Source organism: Rhizorhabdus antheiae (assembly GCF_049889055.1).
In the GTDB taxonomy this organism is placed as follows: Bacteria; Pseudomonadota; Alphaproteobacteria; order Sphingomonadales; family Sphingomonadaceae; genus Rhizorhabdus.
On record NZ_JBLTWO010000006.1, the window covers coordinates 182,485 to 193,673 of the forward strand.

The window sequence follows — 11,189 nt, forward strand, 5'->3', positions numbered from 1 at the left end:
CCACATCGGCACGCCAACATCAATCCCGGCCATCGGCTACACGTCAGCGAACGTAGCGCAGCGCCAGCCACAGGGTACGCGGCGTCGCGCGTTCGATCGTGCCGTCGGCACCGACCGTCGCCTCGACCAGCGTGTCGGCCAGGTTTTCCGCACGCACTTCGGCGGTCAGCCCGCCGCCGAGCACCACCGACGCGACCGCATCGAAGGTCAGCGCATCGCGCAGCTGCCGGCTGTTCTGGTCATCCTCGAACTGGCGGCCGATATAGCGGGCCGTGACCCCCGCGCGCGCCGTACCGGGTCGGTTCCATTCGAGCTGGACGCTGCCCTGATCGCGCGGGGTCTGTGCCGGACGCAGCCCTGCCAGTGCCGCCGCAGCACCACGGGCGCGGACGCGCGGATCGATGTGCGAATAGCTGGCCGAGAGGCGCCATTCGCCGAGCGTGCCCATCGCCTCCATCTCGATGCCCCGGCTGCGGATCGCATCGACATTCTGGCGCTGGCGCGTATTCGCCGCGATCGTGACGTTGGAGATGGCGTCGTCGAGCTTGTTCCAGAACAGCGTCACCGAGGCGCGCCAGCCGGGCAGCGGCGCATAGGACAAGGCGCTCTCGATCCCCTCCACCCGCTCCGGGTCGAGCAGCGGATTGGCGATGGTGCTGTCATTGCCCGCGCGGAAAGGGCGATAGAGTTCGTTGAGCGTCGGCAGGCGCCAGCCGCTATAGGCGGCACCGCGCAGCTGCACCGCCGCCAGACCCGGCGGGTTCCAGGCAATGCCTGCACGACCCGTCGTTTCGGTGCCCGAGCGGTCGGCATAGCGCTGGCTGTTCGCCGCCACGAGCGCGCCGCTGTTGCGGTTGATCTCTGTCCGCCGGCCGTCGCGCAATTCCCAGCGGTCGATCCGGCCGCTCGCGGTCAGCGTCAGGCCCGGCGCCGGCAGCAGCGCCAGTTCGGCAAAGCCGCCATAGATGCGCTGCTCGCCGCCCGCGACGCGGCCGACATTGGTCGCGACCACCACTTCTTCGGTCCGGCCGCTGACATGGCGCAGATCGCCGCCCAGCCGCAATGTCCGCCCCTCGCCCAGCCAGGGCCGCAGTTCGAAACGGCCGCCGACCCCGTTGGCGGGGACATTATACTGGTCGAGCGATTGGGTAACGGTCGCCCGGCGCGCGCCGATGCTCGCGAAGCCGCTCGAAAATTCGCGGTGCTGGAGCCAGGCGGTCGCCTCCCAGCCCCAACGACCACGCCCGACGAGGCGCAGCGAGGCGTCCACCGCCAGATTGGCATTGCCGGTGAAAGGAACCCCGCGATCGCGTTGGTCGAGCAGGAAGGAACCATTGGCCTGCAGTTCGACATCCTCGCCCGCCGGGATCACAGCCCGCGCCGAACCCCGGCTCTGGCGATAGCGCGCCGCGCGGTCGATCGGTCCCCGGTCGTCCGCGACGATCGGCACGAAGCCGTCGCCCCGAGCATGGCCGGCCGAGATCATCGCAAAGCCCCCGCCGAGCGCTGTGGTGACGGTCGCATCGGCATCGAGCGAGTTGCGGCTGCCATAGGCCAGCCCGGCATCGACGCGCGGCGCGTCATCGCCGCCGACGCTCGTCAGTTCGATCGTCCCGGCGAGCGCGCCGGCGCCCTGCACGCCGCTTCCGCCCCCGCGCGTGACGCGGACATGGCCGATCCGCGCCGGATCGAGCGCGGCCCAGCTGATCCAGCCGCCGAACGGATCGATCACGGGGACCCCGTCGAGCAGGACGAGCGCGCGGGTCGCCGCATTGCCGCCCAGACCGCGCAGCGTCACACCCTGGCTCGTCGGGTGGGCCGACCGCGAATCCGACCGGCGAAATTGCTGAAAGCCGGCGGCATCGCGCAATATGTCTTCCATCCGCCCGCTGGCCGACAGCGTCAGGCGGTCGCGATCGATGCTGACCACATCATAGGCGGCATCGCCGGGCGAACGATCGAGGCCGTAGCCCGAAACGATGATGGTTTCGTCCTCCGCCGCGCAGGCCGGGTGCGCCAGTGCCGCCAAGATGGTGGCGCTCAACAATAAGCGGGCCTGCCGCAAGACGATCCTCCCTCATGGTCTGGGAAGGCGGATCACCATCCTGGTGGCGGCGCGTCAATGCGTTTCGTGGGGCAGCAGCACCCGGACGCAGCGAAAAAGTCAGGCGGCGACCTCGAAACGCTGGGCATAGCGCGCGGCGATGCGCGCGACGGGGACCAGCACGAACACGTCGATCGTGTTGAAGGCGTGGTCGATATAGGCGCCGTCGCCGATCTCCGCGCCGACCCGCAGATAGGCCTTGATCAGCGGCGGCAGGCGCCGCAGCGCGATACGGGGGTCATAGCCACCGATCGGCAGCGCCGCGAGCGGGATCGCCTGATCGCCGATCGCCCGGGCCCGCAATTCGGGCATCGCCATATGATTGTGCGCGAGCAGCGAAAGACCCTCGGCATGTTCGGCCGGGTTGACGCCGGGAAAGCTCGCGCACCCGAACATATAGCCGATCGCATGGCGCTGCAGATAATCGGCGATTCCGCGCCACAGCAGCTGGATCGTCCCGGCATCGCGATAGGCCGGATCAACGCAAGAGCGGCCGAGCTCGAGCAGTTCCATGCCCTCCCGGCGGCCATGCGCCAGCACCGGCGACAGGTCGAACTCATGCGCCGAATAGAAGCCGTCATGCGCCTCGGCGACGCTCTGGCGAAGCAGACGATAGGTGCCGACCACCGGGCTGCCCGGCCGGCCCTGATCCTCGACCAGCAGATGATCGCACAGGCCATCATAAGGATCGATGTCGCGCAGGTCGGCGAAGGCATCGCGTGCTGCGCCCATGTCGCGGAAGAATATGTCATAGCGCAGCCGCTGGGCGGCGACGATATCGGCTTCGTCGCGTGCCAGCCTTACGGACAGCCGCCGCTCGCCCGAACCGGCCGACGATAGTGCCTGCGCCATGGACCCGTCCCCTTTCTGCAACTATGGGAGGGTAATAATCGGGCCATGCGTCATGGCCGCTACCGCGCGGCGATCCATTTGCTACACAGGCGTTCCAACTGCGTTACATGGCGCGGAGCGCGGCGCCGGATAGGGCCGGCGAAAACGAGGGAGACCAACTGGTGACGACACCCAGCGAGAAGCTGCTTCTGTTCGGAGCGACCGGCGATCTATCGCAGCGCATGCTTTTGCCATCACTCTACGGACTGGCCGCCGAGGGTCTTTTGGCGCCCGCGCTTGCAATCGTTTGCACAGCACGCACCGTGATGACCGATACGGAGTTTCGGGTCTTCGCCGACACCGCGCTGCGCCGCTTCGTGCCAACCGAACGGCTCGACGACGACGCGCTGGCCGCCTTTCTCGAACGGCTCAGCTATGTACCGGTCGACGCGTCGAAGGAAGAGGACTTCGCGACCCTTGCAGAGCGTGTGGGTTCGACCGAGCGGGGCCTGTCGATCTTCCTGTCGACCGCGCCGTCGCTGTTCGGCTCGACGATCGAGGGCCTGGCCAACGCCGGTCTCGCCGGTGACGGGGTACGCATCGGCCTGGAAAAGCCGCTCGGCTACGACATGGCGTCCAGCCGAGTGATCAACGACGCCGTCGCGGCGGTCTTCCCCGAGGATCGCACCTTCCGCATCGACCATTATCTGGGCAAAGAAACCGTCCAGAACCTGCTCGCCCTGCGCTTCGCCAATAGCTTGTTCGAGCCGCTGTGGCGCGCCGGCGGGATCGAGCATGTCCAGATCACGGTGTCCGAAACCGTCGGCCTCGAAGGCCGGGTCGGCTTCTACGACGGAGCCGGGGCGATCCGCGACATGGTCCAGAACCACATGCTCCAGCTGCTCGCGCTGGTCGCGATGGAGCCGCCTGCGCAGTTCGACGCGACCTCGGTCCGCGACGAGAAGGTCAAGGTTCTGCGTTCGTTGCGCCCGATCGACCGCGCCACCGTGGCGACCCACAGCGTGATCGGCCAATATGGCCCCGGCGCGATGGCCGGCGGGCCGGTACCGGGCTATCTCGACGAATTGGGCAAGCCGTCGGACACCGAAACCTTCGTCGCGCTCAAGGCGCACATCGACAATTGGCGTTGGCGCGGCGTGCCCTTCTACCTGCGCACCGGCAAACGCCTGCCCAGCCGGCAGTCGGAGATCTTCATCCGGTTCAAGAGCGTGCCCCACTCGATCTTCGAGGGGCGCGGCGCGATGTTGCAACCCAACAAGCTGATCATCCGTTTGCAGCCCGACGAGAATGTCCGGCTGATGCTGATGTCCAAGGAACCCGGCCTCGATCGCGACGGCATCCGCCTGCGCGAGGTGCCGCTCGACATCTCGATGCCCAACGCCTTCGCCGACAGCCGGCGTCGGATCGCCTATGAAAGGCTGCTGCTCGACCTGATCGAGGGCGACCAGACCTTGTTCGTCCGGCGCGACGAGGTAGAGGCCCAATGGGAGTGGATCGATGCGATCCGCGAAGGCTGGGCTGCCAATTCGATGAAGCCCAAGCCCTACACCGCCGGGACATGGGGACCGTCCGCTGCGATTGCTCTGACCGAGCGCGACGGGGTCACCTGGCACGATTGAGGCGCCGCAGCGCGCGACACGGCCAATGCGTGAAGCGGCGGCCATGAAAGGAAAGACTGATGATCGAAGCCGAATGGTGGGACTATGAAGATGCCGAGGAACTGGCCGAAGCGGTAGCCGGCGATATCGGTTTCATCGTCGAATCGGCGCTCGATGCGCGCGGACAATGCCTGCTCGCCCTGCCGGGCGGACGCACACCTGTCCCGATCTACGAAAAGCTGGCCAAGGCCAGGATCGACTGGAAGAAGGTGATGATCGTCCCGACCGATGACCGGATCGTGGCGATGACCGATCCGCTGTCGAACGCGGCGATGCTGGCGCGCATTTTCCTGCCCAAGGGCGCCCGCGTCATCCCCTTCATCAGCGAGAAGGCCCCCGACCATAAGGCCGCCGGTCGGGCCGCCGATGCGCGGCTGCAGGAACTGCCCTGGCCGCCCGATCTGGTCTGGCTGGGGATGGGCAATGACGGGCACACCGCCTCGATCTTCGCCGGTCCCGATCTCGACGAGGCGCTGGACGCACCCAAGGCGCGTCGCGCGGTGGGCGTGCTGCCCGATCCGCTGCCCGCCGAGGCGCCCGTCGCCCGCGTGACGCTGACCCGCGCCGCCATATTGTCGGCGCGCACGCTGACCGTGGTCGTCACCGGCAAGGACAAGAAGACGCTGCTCGAACGCGCGATCAAGGACGGCGCAGGCTCGCCGCTGCCGATCGGACGGGTTCTGGCCGACGCCGAGCAGGCGATCGACATTCATTGGTGCGCATGACCGGCGACGGGCGACGAGGCGCGCCCGGCCCGGTCCCAGCGAGGGAGTGGGAACGATGACTTTGCATCCGGCCGTCGAGGCCGTCACCGCCCGGATCGTCGAGCGGTCCAGGCCAGGCCGTCAGGCCTATCTCGACCTGATCGAGCGCGAGCGCGACACGGGCGTGGACCGTCCGCGCCTGTCCTGCGGCAATCTGGCGCATGGCTTCGCCGCTTCGGGCGAGGACAAGGCGGCGATCCGCGACGGCCGCGCGATGAACATCGGCATCGTAACCGCCTATAACGACATGCTGTCGGCGCATCAGCCCTATGGTCGCTATCCCGACCAGATGAAGCTGTGGGCGCGCGAGGCCGGCCTGACCGCGCAGGTCGCAGGCGGCGTCCCCGCCATGTGCGATGGCGTCACCCAGGGGCAGAAAGGCATGGAGCTGTCGCTGTTCAGTCGCGACACCATCGCCCTCTCGACCGCCGTCGCGCTGAGCCATGGCATGTTCGAAGGCGCAGCCCTGCTCGGCATCTGCGACAAGATCGTGCCGGGGCTGCTGATCGGCGCGCTGCGCTTCGGGCATCTGCCCACGATCCTGATCCCCGCCGGCCCGATGCCCTCCGGTCTGGCCAACAAGGAAAAGCAGCGCGTCCGCCAGCTCTATGCCGAGGGCAAGGTCGGCCGCGAGGAACTGCTCGAGGCCGAATCCGCCTCCTATCATGGCGCGGGCACCTGCACCTTCTATGGCACCGCCAATTCCAACCAGATGATGATGGAGGTGATGGGCCTCCACATCCCCGGCGCGGCCTTCGTCAATCCGGGCACCAGGCTGCGCCAGGAGCTGACCCGTGCCGCTGTCCACCGGCTCGGCAAGATCGGCTGGGACGGCGACGACTATCGCCCGCTCGGCCGCTGCGTCGACGAAAAGGCGATCGTCAACGCGGCCGTCGGCCTGCTGGCGACGGGCGGCTCGACCAACCATGTCATCCACCTGCCCGCCATCGCGCGCGCAGCGGGCATCGTGATCGACTGGGAGGATATCGACCGGCTGTCGGCGGCGGTGCCGCTGATCGCGCGGGTCTATCCCAACGGTTCGGGCGACGTGAACCATTTCCAGGCGGCGGGGGGCATGGCCTATGTCATCGCCACGCTGATCGACGGCGGGCTGCTCCACCGCGACATACTGACCGTCGCCGGCAAGGATCTGGGGGACTATGCCGCCGATCCGACGCTGGACGGCGAAACCCTCACCTGGGCGCCCGCCCCTGCCCTGCCGCGCGACGAGACCATGTTGCGTCCGGTCTCCAATCCGTTTCAGCCCGATGGCGGCATGCGTCTCGTTCAGGGCAATCTCGGCCGGGGCACGTTCAAGACCAGCGCGGTCGCGTCCGAACGCTGGACGATCGAGGCGCCCGCGCGCATCTTCGACGATCAGGATCAGGTCACCGCGGCCTTCAAGGCGGGCGAACTCGACCGCGACGTCGTCGTCGTCGTCCGCTTCCAGGGACCGCAGGCCAATGGCATGCCCGAACTGCACAAGCTGACCCCCCCGCTGGGGGTGCTGCAAGATCGCGGCCATCGCGTCGCGCTTGTCACCGACGGGCGCATGTCGGGGGCGAGCGGCAAGGTGCCGGCGGCGATCCACCTGACCCCCGAGGCGCTGGCGCATGGCCCGATCGCGAGACTGCGCGACGGCGACATCGTCCGCCTGTGCGGTCACAAAGGCGAGATCAGCGTGCTGGTCGATGCGGCCGAATGGGAAGCGCGCGAACCGGCATCGCCCCCACCCCCGGCGAGCGGAACCGGGCGCGAGCTGTTCGCCTTCATGCGCGCGGGCGCCGATGCGGCCGAGCGCGGGGCTTCGGCGATGCTGGCAGCGGCCGGGCTCTGATGAAGCTCGTCGCCGTCGACCTGGGCGGGACCAACGCCCGTTTCGCCATCGCCGAGCTGCATAGCGACCGGCGCCCTACGCTCGGCACGCCGCGCAAATATCGCACCGCCGACCATGCCGGCCTCGCCGACGCCTGGGCGGCCTTCGCGCGCGACGAAGGCGGCAGCCTGCCCGATGCCGCCTGCATCGCCATCGCCGGCCCGATCGAGGGTGAGTTGATCCGTTTCACCAACAACAGCTGGACGATCCGCCCCTCGACCCTGGCCGACGAGCTGGGGCTGCGCAGCCTGACCCTGATCAACGATTTCGCCGCCATGGCGGCGGCGGTGGGCGTGTTGACCGAACAGGAGCTGGTGCCGTTGGGCGGACCGGACGGACCCGTGCCCGAGACCGGCGTGACCACCGTCATCGGACCCGGCACGGGCCTCGGCGTCGCTCAGCTCGTCCGTCGCCATGGACGGCGCATCGTCCTGCCGACCGAGGGCGGCCACCTCGACTTCGCCGCACTGGACGGGTTCGAGGAGAGGCTGCTGGCCCGCCTGCGCGAGCGGCATCGCCGCGTCTCGATCGAACGGATCGTCTCGGGCCCGGCGCTGTCGGACATTCACGAGACGCTCGCGATGGTCGGCGGGCTTGCCATCGTGCCGCGCGACGATGCCTCGCTCTGGCAGGCTGCGATCGACGGAGAGGATGCGCTGGCGGCACAGGCGCTCGACCGTCTGGTCATGTCCTTCGGCGCGGTCGCCGGCGATCTCGCGCTCGCGCATGGCGCTAACGCCGTGGTGGTGACCGGCGGCCTCGCCAACCGCATCGAGGCCCGGCTGAAAGGGCCGCTCTTCCACGACCGGTTCCGCGCCAAGGGACGGTTCGAGGCCCGCATGGGCCATTTTCCCATCAGGCTCGCCCGTCATCCCGAAGCGGGATTGCTGGGTGCCGCCGCCGCTTATCAAGAGGAACTGGCATGACCGTCGAAAACATCATGATGCTGGCACCGGTGATCCCCGTGCTGGTGATTCACGACGTGGCCCATGCCCGGCCGATCGCCGAGGCTTTGGTCGAGGGCGGCCTGCCCGCACTCGAAGTCACGCTGCGGACCCCCGCAGCGCTCGACGTCATCCGGGAGATGGCGAAGGTCGAGGGCGCGGTCGTCGGCGCCGGCACGGTGCTCAACCCCGACGATGTAAAGGCCAGCGTCGATGCCGGCGCGCGCTTCCTGGTTTCGCCCGGGCTGACCGATCCGCTGGCCAATGCCGCGATCGCCAGCGGCATACCCTTCCTCCCCGGCACCGCCAATGCGGGCGACGTCATGCGCGGGCTCGACATGGGGCTGACCCATTTCAAATTCTTCCCGGCCACCGCCAATGGCGGCATTCCTGCGCTCAAGGCGCTCGCGGCGCCGCTGTTCAAGGCGCGCTTCTGCCCGACGGGCGGGATCACCGAACAGAGTGCCGGCGACTGGCTGGCGCTCGACGCCGTCCTATGCGTCGGCGGCAGCTGGGTGGTGCCGGCGGGCGAACCCGATGTGGCCGAAATACGCAAGCGGGCGGCCGCCGCGGCATTGCTGCCGCGCTGACCGCCCGCCTTCGTCTTGCGACCTGTGAAGCTTACTGAAGCTTCCAGGTCAGCGGGACCACGACCGAAACCGCACCGCCCGGAGGAGCCGGGAAATTGCCGACGCGCTTGATCGCGGCGAGGGCTTCCTTGTCGAGCAGGGCCGAGCCCGAGGGCTGCACGATCGAAGCCGCAGCGACCGAGCCGTCGTCGGAGACGTCGAGCTTGACCTTGGCGGTACCCTCATCGCCACGCATCTGGGCAGCGTTCGGATAATCCTGCTTAGAGGCGATCATCTGGCGGATGCGCGCCGTCCATTCGGGCGTCGCCGCGGCATTCGCCGCGCCGGCGACCATCGTCGCAGCCGTCAAACCGATGAGGAGATTACGAAAGCGTACAGTCACATTGCCCTCCGTGATTGGAACTATTGGGGGTGGGGTGGGTGGAGCGACGGATCCGGATACTCCGCCGTCCGAGGGGGATCAGAATTCGGTCCAGTCGTCTTCCTCGACCTTCAGTGCGAGCGCGCCGTGAACCGGAGCGGGGCTGGCCCATTTGGCCGGGGCAGCAGCGCGCGTCGGTGCCGGTGCGGAAACCCGCGGAGCCGGTGCCGGTCGCGCCGGTGCCCGGCGCGTCGGAGCCTGCTGGCCGGTGCGGAAGCCGCCGACACGATCGGCGAGCCGCTGCGCCTCGGCAGAGAGGCTCTGGACGCTGGCATTGGTTTCCTCGACCATCGCGGCGTTCTGCTGGGTCGCATTGTCCATCGAGGACACGCCGGCGTTGATCTCGTTGAGGCCCGTGGCCTGCTGCTCGTTGGCGGCGGCGATCTCGGCGATCAGGTCGGCGACCTGGCCGAACTCCTCGACGATCGTGCCCAGGGCGGAACCCGAACGCTCGACCAGTTCCACACCGCTGACGACCTGGTGACCCGAGGTGGCGATCAGGTCGCGGATCTTGCCGGCTGCGTCGGTGCAACGCTGGGCGAGAACACGGACCTCGGTCGCGACCACCGCGAAGCCGGCACCGGCCGGGCCCGCGCGGGCCGCCTCGACGCCCGCATTGAGCGCCAGGAGGTTGGTCTGGAAGGCGAGGTTGTCGATGGTCGAGACGATCTCCTCCATCTCGCGGCTCGACGATTCGATCGTGCGCATCGCTTCGATCGCCTGACGAGCGGTCGTGCCCATCGATTCGGCGGCCGAGCGGGCTGCCGCAACCTTCTCGCTGGTTTCGCGGGCGTTGCCGGCGGTCAGGCGGACGGTGCCCATGAACTGCTCGAGCGCACTGGCCGTCCGCGCCAGCGAGTGGGCCTGGCTCTCGGTGCGCTGCGACAGGTCCTGCGCCGCCTGGGCGATTTCGCCGGTGCCCGAGCGGATCGTGCCGAAGCCATCGATGATCTCGGTGATCGTGGTCGACAGACGGTCGAGTGCCTCGTTGAAATCGTGGTGCAGCTGGGCGAGCGGTCCCTGGGCATCGTTCGGCACGCGGACGGTGAGGTCGCCATGGGCCACCGCCGACAGGCCGGCGCCGATGAGCTCGACCGTACGCTGCGTCGCCTGGGCCTGGGCCAGTTCCTCGGCAGCGCGGCGCTGGTCGGCCAGAGCACGCTCCTGTTCGGCGGCGAACAGCGCCTTGAAACCATCCAGAGCGCGGGCCAGGCCACCGATCTCGTCATGACGACGGAGCGCTGGGATCGACACCGACAGGTCGCCATTGGACAGCGAACGGACGGCGGCGCTCATCTTCGATAGCGGACGGGCGATGCCGATCAGCAGCATGATCATCAGGATGACGGCGAGAGCGAGCGAGCCAGCGATCAGCTGGATGACCAATGTGCGAGTCTTGGCGTAGATGGCGGCGGCCGACTGCGAAGCGGTCTGGCCGCCCTTGTCGTTGAGATCGACCAGCGCGAGGATATTGTCCTCAACGGCGTAGAATTTGTCGAGGCTGTCGCCGCGGAACAGCGCCACGGCTGCGGCCGCATCGCCCGATTCGGCGGTCTGGGTCAGCTGGGCGTTGGACGCGAGATACTCTTCCCAGCTCGACTTCAACGCGTCATAGGCGGCGGTCTGCTCGGGACCCTTGGCATAGGGCGCATAGTCGTCGAGCATGCGGCGGATCGCCTTGTCGGCGTTGCGCAGCTGGATACTGGCCTTGCGGCGTCCTGCCTCGTCCTCCGACATGACGTGGAGGCCCTGGCTGATGCGATATTGCGACGTATAGGCGTGAATGTCGCCCACGAGCTTCGTAGCGGGAAGCCACTGCGTCCGCATCTCGTTCGACCGCTCGTTGACTTCGCCGATCTTCATGACCGCGAAGGCGCCGAGGCCCGCCAGCATTCCCAGCATAAGCAGGAATGCCAGCCCCATTTTCGCACCGATCCCGAACCGGGCCAGTAGTCCCATCTCTACCTCCATCTTGGCCAG

At 68.2% G+C, this 11,189-nt stretch carries 9 protein-coding genes; 5 read left to right on the top strand and 4 right to left on the bottom strand.

Going from position 1 to position 11,189, the window contains the following annotated elements:
- Positions 1-43 precede the first annotated feature (43 nt).
- On the bottom strand, positions 44-2,044 hold the full coding sequence (locus ACNI3R_RS13210; protein ID WP_426184017.1) for a TonB-dependent receptor plug domain-containing protein: 2,001 nt from the start codon (positions 2,042-2,044) through the stop codon (positions 44-46).
- 120 nt (positions 2,045-2,164) lie between these two features.
- Entirely contained in the window at positions 2,165-2,956 is a 792-nt protein-coding gene (locus tag ACNI3R_RS13215) for a GNAT family N-acetyltransferase (RefSeq protein ID WP_426184019.1), read from the bottom strand.
- 161 nt (positions 2,957-3,117) lie between these two features.
- On the opposite strand from ACNI3R_RS13215, the gene zwf reads away from it, so the two are divergent.
- The 5 genes from zwf to eda are packed head-to-tail and all read left to right on the top strand — an operon-like array spanning position 3,118 to position 8,788.
- Positions 3,118-4,575 carry a glucose-6-phosphate dehydrogenase gene (gene zwf, locus ACNI3R_RS13220; RefSeq protein ID WP_426184021.1) on the top strand — a complete coding sequence of 486 codons (1,458 nt, stop codon included), beginning with the start codon at positions 3,118-3,120 and terminating at the stop codon, positions 4,573-4,575.
- Positions 4,576-4,634: 59 nt separating this feature from the next.
- Positions 4,635-5,339 (top strand): 6-phosphogluconolactonase, encoded by a 705-nt coding sequence (gene pgl, locus ACNI3R_RS13225; RefSeq protein ID WP_426184023.1) that lies wholly within the window; start codon positions 4,635-4,637, stop codon positions 5,337-5,339.
- A gap of 55 nt (positions 5,340-5,394) precedes the next feature.
- Positions 5,395-7,215, top strand: coding sequence for a phosphogluconate dehydratase (gene edd, locus ACNI3R_RS13230; protein ID WP_426184025.1), 1,821 nt, complete (start codon positions 5,395-5,397; stop codon positions 7,213-7,215).
- Positions 7,215-8,180, top strand: a complete 966-nt coding sequence (locus ACNI3R_RS13235; RefSeq protein ID WP_426184027.1) for a glucokinase — start codon at positions 7,215-7,217, stop codon at positions 8,178-8,180. The genes edd and ACNI3R_RS13235 overlap by 1 nt, the downstream gene beginning before the upstream one ends.
- Positions 8,177-8,788 carry a bifunctional 4-hydroxy-2-oxoglutarate aldolase/2-dehydro-3-deoxy-phosphogluconate aldolase gene (gene eda / locus ACNI3R_RS13240; protein ID WP_426184029.1) on the top strand — a complete coding sequence of 204 codons (612 nt, stop codon included), beginning with the start codon at positions 8,177-8,179 and terminating at the stop codon, positions 8,786-8,788. Before ACNI3R_RS13235 ends, eda begins: the two co-directional genes overlap by 4 nt.
- Before the next feature lie 31 nt (positions 8,789-8,819).
- Here eda and ACNI3R_RS13245 read toward each other — a convergent pair whose 3' ends face one another.
- The gene (locus ACNI3R_RS13245) at positions 8,820-9,170 is read right to left on the bottom strand and encodes an energy transducer TonB (RefSeq protein WP_426184031.1); all 351 of its coding nucleotides are present in this window, start codon (positions 9,168-9,170) and stop codon (positions 8,820-8,822) included.
- Positions 9,171-9,248: 78 nt separating this feature from the next.
- On the bottom strand, positions 9,249-11,168 hold the full coding sequence (locus ACNI3R_RS13250; protein WP_426184033.1) for a methyl-accepting chemotaxis protein: 1,920 nt from the start codon (positions 11,166-11,168) through the stop codon (positions 9,249-9,251).
- Between the last annotated feature and the right edge of the window lie 21 nt (positions 11,169-11,189).

Coding starts and splice junctions, on each gene's coding strand:
- pgl (WP_426184023.1), top strand. CDS start 4,635: ATGATCGAAGCCGAATGGTGGGACTATGAAGATGCCGAGGAACTGGCC.
- ACNI3R_RS13215 (WP_426184019.1), bottom strand. CDS start 2,956: ATGGCGCAGGCACTATCGTCGGCCGGTTCGGGCGAGCGGCGGCTGTCC.
- eda (WP_426184029.1), top strand. CDS start 8,177: ATGACCGTCGAAAACATCATGATGCTGGCACCGGTGATCCCCGTGCTG.
- ACNI3R_RS13235 (WP_426184027.1), top strand. CDS start 7,215: ATGAAGCTCGTCGCCGTCGACCTGGGCGGGACCAACGCCCGTTTCGCC.
- ACNI3R_RS13250 (WP_426184033.1), bottom strand. CDS start 11,168: ATGGGACTACTGGCCCGGTTCGGGATCGGTGCGAAAATGGGGCTGGCA.
- edd (WP_426184025.1), top strand. CDS start 5,395: ATGACTTTGCATCCGGCCGTCGAGGCCGTCACCGCCCGGATCGTCGAG.